The following is a 15,105-nucleotide window of genomic DNA, read 5'->3' as shown; positions in this document are numbered from 1 at the left end:
CTCCAGTATCAAAAGAAAGAATGAATTACGTTACAGAAAATCTGCCGCAGTAGCCCCGTTGCACATGCGTACAACGTCCCCACGCCCCCAAAGGCATCAAACAACCCGTTTGCAACAGAGCTGCTTAAACGGACCGTCTGATGCCTTTGCCCCCTACTGCTAGGTTATTATTATCGTTCTTGATGGGTGTTTTGATTAATATTGTGCTTGATATCCTTAACAGTTTTATCAAACACATTTTGTGCTTGAGTATTAAAACCAGCGTCTATGATTTCTTTGGCAAATTTACTTAATAACCTGGCTTCTGTTTTATGGCCAGCTTTATACAGCTCTTTCGATATTTCAGCATATGCTTGTACGATTTCATGACGAGTTTCTACGGCTTCTTTTAGGTACAGGTGGGCAGGCCTTTTGTTTTTCCGAATAGCTTCTATAAGTTCTTGTGCCTGACGTTTATGTACTATTCCCACGTAACCGCGTTTCTCCATGGCTTTAAGTGTACTATTTTCTTTAATCGTGACTCCTCGAAGCTGTCGGCGTGTGGCTGCGCAAGGCACGCCTTGCTCGCGCATCTTTTCCGCAAATCTTAACCTCCATTCATACAGATCGTTTTTTCGTGGATTGAGCCGTTGACCAAACTCATCACGTATTAATACACAGAGATGAACATGTGGGTGTGCTGGTTCATCGGGACGATCACTGTCAGTATGCAACGCAAAGGCATACTGGTGGCCTTGAAATTGTTCCGCGGCAAATTCCCTTGCCGCATTTTTTACGGCCTGTGGGGGCGTTCCTGGGGGCATTGAAAGCACTATATTGATTGCTTCGCGCCTTTTGCTTTGTTCTGGTATGCCAAGTTTCCTCCAGTCGTTTATCTGATTACGCAATGCTTTTTTGCTCTGGAATTTTTCGCCATCCTGATTTTCGACTTCAACTTCACCGTTACGGCTAATGTAATCAAGATGATTACGAATTCCTTTTAATCCATTGTTGCCTTTACTTAGACGCCTAGTAATTTTAACCATGACTTCTGGTTGTTTCATTGCTGCTGCGCGTAAGTTAACTAATCCGTATCCTGGTTTGAGTGGTGGCGCGGATTTTTTTTTACCAACAAAAAAACCGCCAGAATCTTTGGTTCTGACGGCTCTAGTTTTGTGGCCTAAAAGCCACTTGTCGATTGAATTATTCATTCAAACCTCTTTTGGCTTGCAAGCATTACATCATTCACTTTTTCTGTATGCTTTTCTATGAAACTTAGCAGTTGACGAATCTCTTCAGCAGTTATACTAGACGACTCACCAATATTAAGTTGACGGGCAATCTGATTTAGATTGCGACCAATCCTTAGCAGCTGGTAATTTGATTGATATAGGGCTTCTGCTTCGCTGTTGGATAGAGTAGGGTGATGTGTGATGTGATAGTTTAGAATATCGACGGCATAAGCGTTTGCTGTCATAGAATGCTGCTCAGCAGAGGTGCGAAGATAATTATACTGTATTGGAGTAAGCTGTAATTCTAGCCGGTGTTTTTTGCACGTCTGGCTGATACTTCCTCCGTTTTGAATATTTGGTGTCGGGGTATTCAGTTCTTTAAGTAAGAGGTATTTGGCCAGAGCAGAAATACTTGGTTTATGCACTATTTTGACTGCAACTTCTCGTAATTTGTGCTGGACATCATTGCTCAGTCCCCATATTTTAGGTTGGCTCATCATCAGCTCCTTTAGCGTTCATACTCATTGGAAATATCATTTGACTGAATGCGCTCAGAGCTAATGTCTGCGGCTTTGATTTCCTGTTTATAGAAATTGGTTAATGCTTCTACTTTTAGTGAGTTAGGTGAGTTGGCCATTAATTGTTCTACAGCGTTTAATCGCTGCATGCGTTCCAGTACCTGAGTTGTAGAAAGTGAATCATTTTGTCTCAGATAGATTTCTTTAGTTCGATTAAATAAGTCTTCTTCTGATGTAAGCTTTTTGGGTTCTGGCTTAGAATTAATTTCTTGCTGTTTCTGAAAATCGAGGACATATGTCTGTATTTTTTGAGCATCGCGGCATGCATGCAGAATTTCGATTGGATCCTCTTGGAGGAATTTTACCCAGCCTCCTACATATGCAGCATGTCTTTTAGGGTCGTAAGGAATCCCAAGTTGCCTATTAATCATCATTGACGCGATTTCCGCGCGTAATTCTTCTCTGGCTTTGTCTTCATTTTTGATACTTGTATAGTATCGTCGGTTTAGTCGTGATTCATGGCCTGTCCAGTGTGCAAGCTCATGCATGGCGGTTGCGTAGTAGGCGCCGGCACTAGGAAACTGAGCTTTTTCAGGTAATGTAATTTTGTCCTCATACACTTCGTAATAAGCTGAGTTACCGATTTTGTGCTCAATTTTGGCCTTTGATGCGATTAGAATGCGTTCTGCCGCATTGTCACTTGACCAAGTTAACTCTGGTAGCGGTTTTTTTATCAAAGGTGGCAGGCCGTCAATCTGTTCAGCATTGAAAACGGTAAAATTCTTAATATAAGGTTTTTCTAATAGGCCACGGACGATTACTGGTTCACCATGATCATTTAAGACTGGTTTTCCGTTTTCGTCGCGTTCAATCTTTTCAGAATGGGTTATTAATCTAATCAGGCCAATGCCTCGTTCTCCTTTTCTAACCTGGGCATTTATTGATTGTGCTTGCCGATAGGTCAACCAGCGGGGATCACTGCGGTTTTGCATCATTAGATAAATTTCATTACTACCAGAATAGGGCTTACCTGTCACATAGTTGTAAGGCACATCGGTTCCAAATGCTGGTTCCCATGGTTGCTGAAATGGAGCCGTACCGGCTTTTATCATTTCAATAAGTTCATTAGCTATGGTTTTAGCGTAATCTAGTTGCTTTTGCTGTGGCGTTTTTTTTTCGTTCATGATGTGTTTTCTGTCAATGTGTAGAGAAAAGCAAAGCCCGCTCAGTTAAATGCTGGCGGGCTATATGGTTACGGGAAATAAAATCAGAATGAATATAAAACTATCTGCAATAAAGATAGATTCCAGATACGTAAAAAAAGCCCCACACAGTTGTGCTGGTGGGGCCTTGATAAGTTAAAAAGTTTAATTTTTTGATTTAATCAATGCTTTTGCATATTCTGATATATCCGAATCCAATAGATATTGTTCAAGCTTGTCTTTGCTGGTAGACGCTTGCAAATATCTATCAAATTCCTCTTCACTTAAAATAACCATCAGCTGCTGCTCCAGTGGTGTTAAAAATTGATTTAATGTGCTTTCTCCGCTTCCATCGTCAATCAGTTCTGTTGTTGATGTGCTGGACATAATTTACCTTTCAATTTCTGGTTCAGTAGATGGTGTGGCTGTTTGCTCAGGTTGTGTTTTTTGCAATAAGTCTGGCGATGGGATCTGAATAGGTTTGGGTAACGTTAGCTTATTACCCGCCATAGCTTTCGTTGTGTTTACATAAAAATTTTTCAGAGCCTGGTTTAATTCTGGTTCTTTTACCCCGCGTAAAGCATCCAAGGTGGCGCGCTCATAAAATTCTAACTGTGCTTTTGCATCACGGCTGAGATTGGCAGCTTTTTGAAGATAATCTTGTTTGGCTGTTTGAAAATCAATATTTCTTTCTGGTTCTATATCGGACTGGATTGGTTCGTAATGAATCGATTCCTGTTCAGCTGTACTTTGGTTTCCTTGATAACTGGCCCTTTCATTGTTTGAATTCATCACCTCGTTTTCAGAAGTATGATTAGAAAATTCGGGTTTATCTTGCATATGTGGAGAAATTTCCGGCTGTGGTACAGCTGCTGGTTCATTAGCCTGTCCATGTTGTAAATTGGCTTGTTGCAATACCTCTATTGAAAATATGTTGCGGTTAACTTCTTTTTGAATCTGTCCAATTATCTGTCCGTTCTGGTCACGTTCAGGAACCTGGATTGTGACTGCTTCTTTCTTTTGTTTTTCTAGTCTGATTAAATCCCCGATTTTTGCGCCAGATTCTTTAATTGCTTCAGCCAGACCAATACCCCAAAATGTTTGTTCTTTGCCATTTTTTTCCACGGTAACGTAATAACTATCTTGATTGGTACTAACGTGCATGTAGGGAGCAGAACCATGGGCAATTAAACGTTCACCTGGTGTGTTATCTGCTTTGATTGTGGTTTGTTGCTGCGGTTCTTTTGCCAATTTATGCTTAGGCATATCTGGTTCAATACTGTTTAGAGAATATTCACCGCGAAGCTTTTGAACCATAGCTAGATCAGCAGGTGTTGGTTTATATCCACGTGTTTTAATGCCTTGACTTTCTGCTGTTACGAACATCAAAGATTTAAATTCAGGCGTGCCAGATAGCTTGATGCTGTCCCAGCCCTTTACTTTGGCCACTTCAAGCATATCTTTAACAGTTTGCGCATCTGTACGCGCAGTACTGATTTTTTTGCCTTTGTCTTCGAACAGCACGGTAGTACCGTTTTTCATGGAAAGGTACTGACCATTGGCCACAATGTAGCGGTCAGCAAGATGATCAGGAGGAGCTTTGTATTTCAGGTCAGTAATCGGCTGTTTTTTCTCTGAAGCTGAACTGGTTTGCGTCTGATTCTTTTCTGTCTGTTTTGCCTTTGGGCTTTCTCTGTTTGGTTCTGTGGCTGTTTCCTGTTCTGGTTCGGATGCAGCTTGCTTTATTTTGGGCTGAGGATTGCGTTGTTCATGAATCAGTTCAGGCTGGCTTGCTGTCACCTTTATATCAGGTTGTTGGCGGTTATCCAGTTCAATACTGTTAATGGTTTGTTCTGCTGTTGTGGCCATGGTTGCTTCTTCCTCTGGACGAAAAAAAACCGCCTGTTGGGCGGTGGTTTTAATTGCTGTGTCTGGTGGAGTAGGTGGTTCAGAAAGAACTGAAGCCAGCTCCTGTGAGCTGGCTTCTGGGTTTATTTGCTGTTCCTGCTGAACCCGAATTGCTTTGTGTAATTGTTGCTCATCCATTCCAGGCTTAGCTTCGTGCTTTGCTGCAATAATTCTATCTCTGATTTGCTCAACATTCTGGGCTTTTCTGATGTGTCCAGCTTCGCCTTGTGTAAGTTTGTCAATTCCAAATCCGAACTCCTTTTTCCAAAAGTTGTCCATGCTGTTCCCGTGTTTACGGGTAATAGCATTAATCATATCTTGTTTAATCGCAATATTCAATGCGCCCTCATGAGCGGTCATGACAGCTGCACCGACTACTTTACCGCCATTGATTTCAATATAACCTCTTAGGTTAGCCAACGTACTACCCACTGATAAAGTATCGTCGATTAGCAAGTATTCCTTGCCTGCGGTAACTTCACCAGTGAACAGGGGTTGAAATGCCAGCCGATGATCGATACCTGAACCGGTGCGATTTACTTTATTGGCCTGTAAGATATTGTGGTCCACAGGTAAATCAAGTTCTTTGGCCAATACTGTGGCCATTGCGCGTGGTATTTGGTTTTCGCCGGAGGCTTCAATGGCACTTACCGGTACAATAGTGACCTCATGGCCATCTATCATTTCATTAACCTGTGCTAGGGTATCAGCGGTAATCAGTTTGGCCACCAGCTGCATTGCGGCCTGCTCATCGCCGCTCTTGGCAGCGGTGTATTCAGTCTCATTTTTAAGTTCGCCCATATTGCCGTTCCGGATTACTGGGGGAAAATCATTCCAGGCAGTACGTGCGGGTTTTGGCCATAGAGATTCAGATTCTATTTTCTGACCAGATAATAATACCTGTTTTACGCTATCCAGACCGGCAAGAGCATGTAAATCATTAAAGTCAGATGGGTAGGAGTCTTTACCATTTTGTGCCTGATACGTTGCTATTTGTTCGTTACTGAACTCAGGCAAGATAACTTTGGCCCGTGGTCCGAAGATGCTAGCAGCCTGCATGGCATGCGTGATACCGGTTTTACTGGCATCGTTATCAGCTGCAATGATTACCGGCGTTTCTGGGGGTAGTGACTGCACTAGTTTTTTGGCAACTGGCTGCAGATTGCCTGCATTAAAAGCCACTATCACAGGAATACCTGTTGCCTGATAGATGCTGGCTGCTGTGGCCACTCCCTCAGCCATTACCACGCCCTGATTCATGCGCCTGGTATCACCGATAAATGTATAACTGCCTTGCATCCGCCCGCCAGCCAGAAACCGTTTTGCACCATCCTGATTGATAAACTGCATGGAAACAATTTTTTTATCCTGTAGTACCGGTATCAGCAGGTTATCATTACCTTTGTATTTACCCTGACGTAACTGGCCAATGATTGCAGGATCGGTAATGCCTTTTTTTACCAGGTAAGGATGACTGGCAGAGGCCGGTTTGTTTTTCGCCCAAATCTGCTGTGCGGACTTTTCTGCCTTTGAGTGAGCCTTTCGGGTTGCCTCTGCTTCGGCCAGTCTACGTTGTTCGGCTTCAGCCTTGCGTCTGGCCACTTCTTCAGCTGAGGGTGGAATATAAGGTTTATTTGGCTTATATCCAGCGTTACGGGCTTCATAGAACAGGGTATTAATATGTATATTGCCGCGTTTGAGGCTTTTCCATACGTCTTTTGCTGCTCGGGCACTATAATTGTCACTGTTCTGTGACCATTTGTCCCAAATGTCAAAACCCTGTTCGCCCAGCTCGTCTTTGATGGCTGCACCCATTTTTACCCACATTTCGCGTGAATGTGCATCAAGGTGATTGAGTGCAATTCTGATTTCATCAATATCACTCATCAGGAACTCCTTATAAGCAAAAAAAACCGCCAGCTGGCGGATGGATTTTATTTGTTAGATTATCACTACGAATTATTCAGCACTGCTTTGAAAATCGGCATTGAGTCAATGCCAAGATTAGCATCAATATATTTACTAAGTTCGTTAATGAATTCAGGTGTACTGTCCGGCGTAATCAGATTACCTAACAGTGTCTTGCCGATATCTTCTGCGTTTGTTGTGTCTCGCCAGTCTGTCTGTGAGAGTTCTTCCGTAGGAATATATTGCGCTACGGGTGTTTTGTGTGTCTGTAAAGGTGTTTTGGTCGTAACATTTAATACTGGTATATGTGGTGCATGCAGATTAGCTCTCCTTATGAACACATCATCTTTATAGTACATAATTTTATCTGCAAGAATAGGAAGCTGACCGGATTGTTTAATAACACATTTTTCATAAGGCATTGTTCTAAGTTCCTGAGGCATCATGAGTGCACGACGCTGGTCGGATATACTTTGACTATTACTGCTGCCTCGTCCAGAAGAGTGTGACTTTGATTTGGACTTAAATGTTTCATAACCTATCATTTTACTTAGTGCTTCTGCATCACTTTCATCAGAACACGTAAATGCAATTTGTGTATTGAAATTAGTAAAAAATGTCCTTGCTGCTTCTTTTCCATACAGTTCGGCAATCTGTGCTGGTGATTGCATAATGATTAGTAATCGCAGACCATAACCAGCTAGATAAGCAACACCGTTAATAACAGCTTTCATATAACCCATAGATGGAAATTCATCCATCAACAGTAAACACTGATATTTCAGTGTCGGATTGTTTTCAGGTAATCCTTGTTGGAGGTTGACGGCTATTAGCTGGCTGTAAAAAAGATTTATTAAGCGTGAAAGCGGTGATACATCTTCCGGAGAAACAGCTAAATAAATTGTCATGCGCTGTTTTCTCAAATCAGTCAGATAGAAATCATCTTCACAGGTTGTTGCTTCAACCACTGGATCCAGAAAAATACCCAGTGGTGCCGTTAATGTGGCCAAAATGTCTGCGCCAGTTTTAACATTACCATTGGCAAATCCATGCAATAGGGTTTTACAGTTATTGCTTAGTTTGGTTGTTTCTTGTTGTTCACGTAGCATAACTTCTTCCTTAATCCATTCGCCCAATGTTTTCCCATTACTCGGAGCAGTCAGGCGGAAAAGGTTGGATAAAGTTGTTTTTTGCGTGATGTCCGACAGGTCTCGTTCGTTCTCAGTTTCAATCATATATAGCATTAGCCCAGTAAATAGCTTTTGGGCTGAATCAGCAAAAAAGCCAGATGTGCCACTGGAGTCTTTTACCGGCTTTGGAATCAGTACTTCTGCCATAATGAGAATATCTTTGTACATATAGCGAGGATCACGACGGATATAAGTACAAGGGTTATAGCGGTGCGAAACCAGGGGAGCTTGTGGTTTGATTGCGTGTTCTGGCGTTCTGCCACCAGGATTAAACAAGTAAACTTTCTGTTTTAGTATTTTTTCGCGAAAGCCAGAAGTAATGACAAAATTTTCCAGCTTTGGGTCTGTATTTACTAGGCTATGGGAATAATGTAATAGATTTGGGATAACAACAGCTATACCTTTACCCCCGCGGGTTTCTGCGGTAACAAATGCAAAAGCGGTGCTCGACCAACGTAAAAAATTCTTGCCTAATTTGGCAAGAAGTATGTCGGGTGGATCTTGTTTGTCAAACCTATCTTTTAGTAAACCGGCTTTATTGATTTCTACTTTTGTTGCAAAACGTGCAGAACCGTGCAGCTCTCGTTTGGGTTTATATAACAAAACAGCAACCATCATAATGAATGGTATCAGTGGCAGTACAAGGGAAACACCGCCTGTTACCCTGAATGGCATAATGTAATGGGGACTTATTTCACTTCTGTGTTGAAAGAGGTGATACATCATGCTGATAGAGGGTTTAGCCTTAATATGCGTCCATAAAACAAATATCATGCTGGCAAGGTATTGGCCACCTAAAGCAAATATCAGGCTGCAAATGACAGAAAATATCAGCAATCCGAGTAGCTTCTTCATGGCTTCTCCTTGCTTGAAGACAACATAACCATTTTGTCAACGTGGATTTCCCACACAGAACGTTTTTCTCCATTGACTTCGTAGGATCGCATGCGTAATGGACCTCGAACAAATACTGCATCACCCTTATCAAGATATTGATTGGCTCGTTCAGCCAATTCACCATAAAGGAGGGCTGTAAACCAATAAATATTTTCTTGTACAGTTCCCTCACGATTGGTGTATTTTTCATTGACAGCAATTTGTATTCGGGTGACTGCAACGGAGTCATTAGTGTAAGCTACTATCGGCTTTTTACCCAGATTGCCTATAATCTCAATGCAATTGTAATATGGATTCATATGATTCTACCTGATGAAAAAATTAAAGAATTGGAATTACAGATAACTCAACTACGACAGGAACAAGAAAATTTGAAAAGGGGACTGCAAGAATTATTACTGGCAGTTATGGCCAGCTCACCAGATCAGCCTATTTCAAAAGAACAAAAACGGTCTTTAGATAATCTACTGGGTGAAGCTAGTGAGCTGAGTGAATTGTTTGATGATGATAATTTCTGGCTTAGGCTTGATAATCTTTGTCGCAACCGTCTTTGAATTTGCTTCGCAGATTGCGCTTAATCATTTCCACATTTTTGCTGTCAGAATTAAAGTTATTGCCTAGTTTCTCTAAAGTGCGGTGCTTGCAGCTGTCCTGAAGTGCCGTATTTTTTGAAATACTAGATTGTTGAGAATTTTTCTTTGAAGTATTCATTTTAATATCTACCTTTGAACAGATGGCGATAATCCTCTGGATAAATAGGGTGGGCATCTTTCCATAGCCCCAGTTTTTGCTTACGGGCTACCTTTTCAACTTCGTTATAGTCTTTCTGTGGATAACGCCGATAAGACCAGGCATAGCCAATTTCTACCATTTGACGATTGATATCCTGACCATTCAAATAGACAGTGCCGATTTCGCGGCCGTAACGATCTGTACCTTTGATATCAATTTGTACCGACTGGCGAAAAATCATACCTGCTAATGCTTGCTTGGACTTTTGACCGAATGCCTGTTTACTTTCAGGAGCATCAATACCGGCAAATCGGATACGGTGTTGCGTATTGTTTTTATCTAGGCACCGTACAGTGTCTCCATCACTGATTTTGATGACGTTACAAGTGAGCGTGGAGGCAAAAGAGGGTGTGGTACAGATTAGTAAAAGCAATGGAATTGTAAATCTGTTCATCATATTCTCATGTTTATAATAGAAAGCCCTTTGTTACCAAAGGGCAGGTTGTGAACTGATATTTAAAATACGAAGCTGAGGCCGATTTTTCCTACCGCTCGGGTACTGGAGCCAAAGGCCTGTGCAACGCCGCCATACAGTTTTGTTTTGCCTGTGGTGGCTAGATAATTAATGCCCCAGCCGATTGCATTTTCACCATCATAAGTACCGAATCCGAAACCTGTGGCCACATGTCCCGGCTCCTGTTCCGGGTACTCAATGCTCATGGCGGCCACACTGGCAATACCCTGAGATGAAACTTTACGGTTTCGTTCAATTTTGTTGTTAAGGGCGTTTAGGTGAGTACTGTTTTGATTTTGATATTCACGTAACTGTGACACATTAACAGCATCATTGGGATTTACCCCATTGGCTACACCTGTAAGAACTCGGTCACCATTTGCACCACTGATATTGATTACAGTTGAAGTACCTGATTTATCAATTGTGGTAGTTTTACCATCTGTTAAAACAAGTCCGGCTTGGCCAGTTTTAATTCTGTTGATTTCATTATTAGTATCCTGTTGTACCTGCCACAACTGACCCCCATTAACTACTTCTGTTGATCCGTTACTTACCAAACCATTGCCCACACCCTGAATAATTGTGTGGCCATTAGTATCAGCGTTCTGTCGGTCCACTAAGATGGAACCAACCTGAATATTGTTGCTTGTTATACTGTTCAGGCTGATATCGTCAGCTGTACTAACTTCATAATTGGTGCTGCCATCCGCATTGGTACTGCTGTTGATTTTGATATTATTGCCTGAGCTGATTGTGGTTTTTGCTTTGGTTGCCGCCTCTTGTGCAGCTTGTTGTACCTGCCACAGCTGGCCCCCATTAACTACTTCTGTAGATCCGTTACTTACCAAACCATTGCCCACACCCTGAATAATTGTGTGGCCATTAGTATCAGCTTTCTGTCGGTCCACTAAGACGGAACCAACCTGAATATTGTTGCTTGTTATGCTGTTCAGATTGATATCGTCAGCTGTACTAACTTCATAATTGGTACTTCCATCCGCATTAGTGCTACTGTTGATTTTGATATTATTGCCTGAGCTGATTGTGGTTTTGGCTTTGGTTGCCGCCTCTTGAGCAGCTTGTTGTACCTGCCACAGTTGGCCACCATTAATGGCATCGTTTGATTCCGCTTCAACTTTTCCATTACCTAAGCCGTGAATAATGGTGTGGCCATCAATATCCGTACTTTGTTTGTCAATGGTGACTGATCCTGACTGGAGATGGTTACTGTTCACACCATTAAAGTTCACATCGTCAGCTGTGGTAATTTCATAGTTTGTACTTCCATCCGCATTGGTGGTGCTGTTTACTTTAATATTATTACCGGCACTATTCGTAGTTTTGTTCTTAGAAGCCTTGCTTAGCGCGTCATTAGCGATATTGATAGCTGAATCAGCAGTATTTTGTGCTGTATCTGAACCTACTTTAGCTTGGTTAATTTTATCCATAACCTTGTCAGTAATTGAAACCATGCAATAGGGATTTCCAACAGCGGGTTTTACTATTTCATTTGTAAGTCCCTGTCCAGTACTTACGCAAGGCACATTTGAATCGCTTCCACCTTCAGCATAGGAAAAATTGATGAATATAATTGATAAAGAAGTAGAAAGTATTAGTTTTCTGAATTTTTGCATGTGAAACCTGTAAATATATTTGATAAAAAAAACCGGTTACTGAATAAGTAACCGGTGGAAGATAAGATTAAGGTATTGAATTAACTATTAGTTATTCATAATGTGTCTCCTGGCTTTGTAAAATAAAAAAGCACGGATGGCGTGCTAGTTTTTTCCCTGCATGGCAAGAAATTTCTCTACAGGGTCGTAATAAAGTTCTGTCATATGCGTATGCGAGAAAAAAGCAATCACATCAATTGTTGATTTGACTGTGCCAAGAATGTAGTCGTACTCCATGGTCTGGCCGGTCGCTGATTCTTTCGCCAACTGAGCAATACGGTAATGTACAGAACGGGCATCGTTGGCATGAACTGAAGTCAGTCCGCCTGGATGGCCGGTATTAAGCAATGAAAGATAATCCCACGCTTCATCCCCTCTAAGCTCGGTCAGAAATACTCTGTCCGGCTTCAGACGCATACAGGCTGCAATAAGCATCTTGGCAGTAATATGAGCCTTATAGAACAGATGGATATGATTGGGATGATTGGGTAAATCCAGTTCATGCGTATCTTCAAGTGTGATAAGGCGGGTCTGAGTCGGCACAAGATCTGCAATGGCTTTGGTGAAAGTGGTTTTACCTGAACCGGTTCCTCCTACCATACAGATATTTAGCTTATGTTCAATCGCCAGCTGGAAAAACCTGTTCATGTCACGGTTAGCTTTGGCATCCAACATCTCATATTGCCAATCAGCAAGATGCACATCGGCTGGTAGTTTCATCTTATCGCTTACATCACGGAATTTCTGACCGTCAATGAAATGTTCTGCTCGTTCAGGACAAGAACTACCATATTTACTAACATCTTTAAAAGCCGTAATACGGCTCGTATTAATGTAGTCATTCAAAGAAAAACGTGTGGAAGATGGTTTGCGCAGACACAATACTAATGTATCGTCTTCACATGATGGCGGTATCATGATGTGTCCGCGTTCACCATCTGGTAGAGTGACTGAGTGAATGGGCTCTTCAAACGAGATATGCTTTTTGTTTAAGATAGCAAGAATGTTGGCCAATTGCAGTAGTGAAGAATAATCCAGCAGTGGATTTTCATAGCGGCTAATACCATTGGCCCCATCTGTGAACACTTCATAAGGCCGGTTAATCATTACTTCCGTAATCCCGTCCATATTCAAATATTCAGTTATTTTGAGCTTATCCAGCATATTGCGGGCAGAAGTATCATTTCTGATAGTGTTCATAAATTTGTCCTAAAATTACCCGCCTGCCCTTGCAGGCAGGGTTTAAAAAATGAACGGCCGCTTCACTACGTCGTATACATTGCTGAAATCAACATCACGAGCCACAAAAACGTTAATAATGCTGCCTTGATTAACGATGCCCGTAGGAGGTATGTTGATACTATTCTTTAATGCCTCTGTGGCCATTTCCTGTGCTGCCTGGCTTGTATTTTCATAGGTGATATTGTTGTTATCACCACTGGAAGATTTATTACTCAGGCTATCGCCCAGATCGCTAATCATGCTTATCATGATGGCTCCGCCAAAACGTTGCCAAAAGTGGTAATTCACTTTAGCTCCATGTCCACTCTCTCCCAGTGGTCCGGCTCCAGGGCTGGCTAATGAAACTTTTACACCATTTGGTGTCTCCACTTCATTCCATAGTACAAATACCCGAGCCTGACCTTGCAAAAGTGCAGCTGTTTGTTCTCCTATAATTCGACTGCCACGCTCTAACAGCAAAACTTTGCCATCAGCTGAGTAAACATCTCGGGTTACCTGACATCGCGTAAAGCCGGGCTGCGTAGTCACAATGCGGGTTTCCAGTGCACAACGGATACCAGTACCTTTAGTCAGGACTAGTGCTTGATTGCCTCGCTGTATAGCCCTTGTTTTTGCTGTTACAGTCGGATTTAGCTTACTGGCCAATCCGCTGCCACTATCCGAGCCGGAAACAGTTGAACCTGAATCACTACTACTTTCACCCGATACGGGCTGTAATGAACCTTTAAAGTTATTCCCTTCCAGTCCTAAAACCACTTCACCACCTAAACGGCGACTGCGATTGGTCATAGTCGGACTGTTACCTGGTTGCTGAAAATCTGGAGAGCCAGAATTGGTATTATTTGTTGTGGCTACAGAAGCGCTGCTATCAACTGCTTCTATGTTTGTCCCTGAAGCTGTAGAGGCTTCTGAATCAGCTAAAGAGCTAGTTTCAGATGCTTCGGATGCTGCTATTACCTGAGACAAAACAATATCCTGCTTATCTTTATTAAAATCTTTTGGATTAAGGTTGCTTACTGGATCGCTTGCTGCACTTGCGGTATTGGCGACATTTTCTTCTTGATTTGAAGAAGAAAAAGAGATGATTCCGGCAACTATTGCACCTACTGCAATCAATCCCATACCAGCGATGGCCACTTTAGTAACATTGCTTTTACTGTTGGTTTTTTCATTCAACGGCACCCCGCGTTCCACCTCATCATCTTGGATGATTTCCGCTAGGCTCTCTTCAGTTGCTTGCTCCGTTGGTTCAATCTGATTGTCTCCATCAAATTTGTTCGGCTTGAACCGTTTAATTAGCTTCTTAATAAACATTTCTAACTCCTTATTTCACTATTCGTACACTATCTGTGCTGGATGTGCCTGTACGATTAAATTTCCCAACAGCATCGTATCCACGGTTATTGATACCAAGGACGGACCGTCCTAGTCTTAAAACAAAACGTGGCGCAGTCTCATGTACAACAATCGTGTCTTTCTCGATATGAGAATTGACCAACGCTTCGGTACCATCGGCAGCTACCCGATATATCGTCGGGAGATCTTTGTTATTGTTAAAGCGTAAATAGGTAAATAGGCCGTTGTCCCACATGGCCGTAGGAGCCAATCCTTTATCTCCATAGCCCCAGTAGTTTTCATTTCGGAGCAGTGCAGTGTCTGAAGTTTGATTAAAAAGGCTGGCTACTTTTCTATTTCTGGCCATCTCTTCAATCTGTTTAGATGCGATGGTATCTGGATAAGTGAATCTAAGAATGTACGTCGGAGCCTGTTTTTTATGGTCGCTGGTCAGTGACAAAGTGAATGCATAGGTCCTTTTGTTGGTGACTATCAGCATATTGGTAGCTGGTTTTAATACGGTAGGTTTAAAGATGATGTTGTTGCCTTTTACGGCGACTTTCCATGCGTCCGAATCTCCCATACCTAAAGCTGAGCTTTCACCTGAAAGCGTTTCTCCGTCTTCAAGCTGTACCAGTACAGCTCGGCCGACCTGACCACGAATGTGGTACACCTGATTATTGTGATATACCGCAGTCTGAATCCGACTATCACGTGATGAACCTGCCGGTATGGCTTCAGCAAATACGGGCAAAATAAAAGCAGCCATAAC

General features: G+C 42.2%; 13 protein-coding genes. 1 reads left to right on the top strand and 12 read right to left on the bottom strand.

Annotated elements, in window-relative coordinates:
* Positions 1-170: 170 nt before the first annotated feature.
* From J3U75_RS04375 to J3U75_RS04345, 7 genes are all read right to left on the bottom strand, one after another.
* Positions 171-1,190, bottom strand: coding sequence for a relaxase/mobilization nuclease domain-containing protein (locus tag J3U75_RS04375; RefSeq protein WP_267390716.1), 1,020 nt, complete (start codon positions 1,188-1,190; stop codon positions 171-173).
* Positions 1,187-1,708: a plasmid mobilization relaxosome protein MobC gene (gene mobC / locus J3U75_RS04370; protein ID WP_267390715.1), complete on the bottom strand. Its 522-nt coding sequence runs from the start codon at positions 1,706-1,708 to the stop codon at positions 1,187-1,189. The genes J3U75_RS04375 and mobC overlap by 4 nt, the downstream gene beginning before the upstream one ends.
* An 11-nt stretch (positions 1,709-1,719) precedes the next feature.
* Positions 1,720-2,913, bottom strand: coding sequence for an ArdC family protein (locus tag J3U75_RS04365; RefSeq protein ID WP_267390714.1), 1,194 nt, complete (start codon positions 2,911-2,913; stop codon positions 1,720-1,722).
* A 183-nt stretch (positions 2,914-3,096) separates the two neighbouring features.
* Positions 3,097-3,318 carry a hypothetical protein gene (locus J3U75_RS04360; RefSeq protein ID WP_267390713.1) on the bottom strand — a complete coding sequence of 74 codons (222 nt, stop codon included), beginning with the start codon at positions 3,316-3,318 and terminating at the stop codon, positions 3,097-3,099.
* A gap of 3 nt (positions 3,319-3,321) precedes the next feature.
* Positions 3,322-6,726 (bottom strand): LPD7 domain-containing protein, encoded by a 3,405-nt coding sequence (locus J3U75_RS04355; RefSeq protein ID WP_267390711.1) that lies wholly within the window; start codon positions 6,724-6,726, stop codon positions 3,322-3,324.
* 65 nt (positions 6,727-6,791) lie between these two features.
* Complete coding sequence (locus J3U75_RS04350) at positions 6,792-8,792, bottom strand: type IV secretory system conjugative DNA transfer family protein (RefSeq protein ID WP_267390710.1); 2,001 nt, start codon at positions 8,790-8,792, stop codon at positions 6,792-6,794.
* Complete coding sequence (locus tag J3U75_RS04345; protein WP_267390709.1) at positions 8,789-9,133, bottom strand: single-stranded DNA-binding protein; 345 nt, start codon at positions 9,131-9,133, stop codon at positions 8,789-8,791. The genes J3U75_RS04350 and J3U75_RS04345 overlap by 4 nt, the downstream gene beginning before the upstream one ends.
* On the opposite strand from J3U75_RS04345, the gene J3U75_RS04340 reads away from it, so the two are divergent.
* Positions 9,134-9,388, top strand: a complete 255-nt coding sequence (locus J3U75_RS04340) for a hypothetical protein (protein ID WP_267390708.1) — start codon at positions 9,134-9,136, stop codon at positions 9,386-9,388.
* 158 nt (positions 9,389-9,546) lie between these two features.
* Here the strand turns inward: J3U75_RS04340 and J3U75_RS04335 are convergent, their stop codons facing one another.
* The 5 genes from J3U75_RS04335 to virB9 all read right to left on the bottom strand — a co-directional run bounded on the left by J3U75_RS04335 (position 9,547) and on the right by virB9 (position 15,102).
* On the bottom strand, positions 9,547-10,020 hold the full coding sequence (locus J3U75_RS04335) for a thermonuclease family protein (RefSeq protein WP_267390707.1): 474 nt from the start codon (positions 10,018-10,020) through the stop codon (positions 9,547-9,549).
* A 62-nt stretch (positions 10,021-10,082) separates the two neighbouring features.
* The gene (locus J3U75_RS04330; RefSeq protein WP_267390706.1) at positions 10,083-11,531 is read right to left on the bottom strand and encodes a YadA family autotransporter adhesin; all 1,449 of its coding nucleotides are present in this window, start codon (positions 11,529-11,531) and stop codon (positions 10,083-10,085) included.
* A gap of 330 nt (positions 11,532-11,861) precedes the next feature.
* Complete coding sequence (locus J3U75_RS04325; protein WP_267390705.1) at positions 11,862-12,956, bottom strand: ATPase, T2SS/T4P/T4SS family; 1,095 nt, start codon at positions 12,954-12,956, stop codon at positions 11,862-11,864.
* A gap of 42 nt (positions 12,957-12,998) precedes the next feature.
* The gene (gene virB10, locus J3U75_RS04320; RefSeq protein ID WP_267390704.1) at positions 12,999-14,312 is read right to left on the bottom strand and encodes a type IV secretion system protein VirB10; all 1,314 of its coding nucleotides are present in this window, start codon (positions 14,310-14,312) and stop codon (positions 12,999-13,001) included.
* Positions 14,313-14,322: 10 nt separating this feature from the next.
* Entirely contained in the window at positions 14,323-15,102 is a 780-nt protein-coding gene (virB9, locus tag J3U75_RS04315) for a P-type conjugative transfer protein VirB9 (protein ID WP_370387509.1), read from the bottom strand.
* Between the last annotated feature and the right edge of the window lie 3 nt (positions 15,103-15,105).

It is taken from the genome of Snodgrassella sp. B3088, assembly GCF_026535815.1.
Taxonomy (GTDB): Bacteria; Pseudomonadota; Gammaproteobacteria; order Burkholderiales; family Neisseriaceae; genus Snodgrassella; species Snodgrassella alvi_E.
The sequence above is the reverse complement of the archived record's forward strand: the minus strand, read 5'-3'. Positions and strand labels throughout refer to the sequence as shown.

What these genes read in the sequence shown, in the direction of transcription:
- virB10 (WP_267390704.1), bottom strand. Translation starts at nt 14,312, where the DNA reads ATGTTTATTAAGAAGCTAATTAAACGGTTCAAGCCGAACAAATTTGAT.
- J3U75_RS04375 (WP_267390716.1), bottom strand. Translation starts at nt 1,190, where the DNA reads ATGAATAATTCAATCGACAAGTGGCTTTTAGGCCACAAAACTAGAGCC.
- virB9 (WP_370387509.1), bottom strand. Translation starts at nt 15,102, where the DNA reads ATGGCTGCTTTTATTTTGCCCGTATTTGCTGAAGCCATACCGGCAGGT.
- J3U75_RS04345 (WP_267390709.1), bottom strand. Translation starts at nt 9,133, where the DNA reads ATGAATCCATATTACAATTGCATTGAGATTATAGGCAATCTGGGTAAA.
- mobC (WP_267390715.1), bottom strand. Translation starts at nt 1,708, where the DNA reads ATGAGCCAACCTAAAATATGGGGACTGAGCAATGATGTCCAGCACAAA.
- J3U75_RS04350 (WP_267390710.1), bottom strand. Translation starts at nt 8,792, where the DNA reads ATGAAGAAGCTACTCGGATTGCTGATATTTTCTGTCATTTGCAGCCTG.
- J3U75_RS04355 (WP_267390711.1), bottom strand. Translation starts at nt 6,726, where the DNA reads ATGAGTGATATTGATGAAATCAGAATTGCACTCAATCACCTTGATGCA.
- J3U75_RS04325 (WP_267390705.1), bottom strand. Translation starts at nt 12,956, where the DNA reads ATGAACACTATCAGAAATGATACTTCTGCCCGCAATATGCTGGATAAG.
- J3U75_RS04360 (WP_267390713.1), bottom strand. Translation starts at nt 3,318, where the DNA reads ATGTCCAGCACATCAACAACAGAACTGATTGACGATGGAAGCGGAGAA.
- J3U75_RS04365 (WP_267390714.1), bottom strand. Translation starts at nt 2,913, where the DNA reads ATGAACGAAAAAAAAACGCCACAGCAAAAGCAACTAGATTACGCTAAA.
- J3U75_RS04340 (WP_267390708.1), top strand. Translation starts at nt 9,134, where the DNA reads ATGATTCTACCTGATGAAAAAATTAAAGAATTGGAATTACAGATAACT.
- J3U75_RS04335 (WP_267390707.1), bottom strand. Translation starts at nt 10,020, where the DNA reads ATGAACAGATTTACAATTCCATTGCTTTTACTAATCTGTACCACACCC.
- J3U75_RS04330 (WP_267390706.1), bottom strand. Translation starts at nt 11,531, where the DNA reads ATGGATAAAATTAACCAAGCTAAAGTAGGTTCAGATACAGCACAAAAT.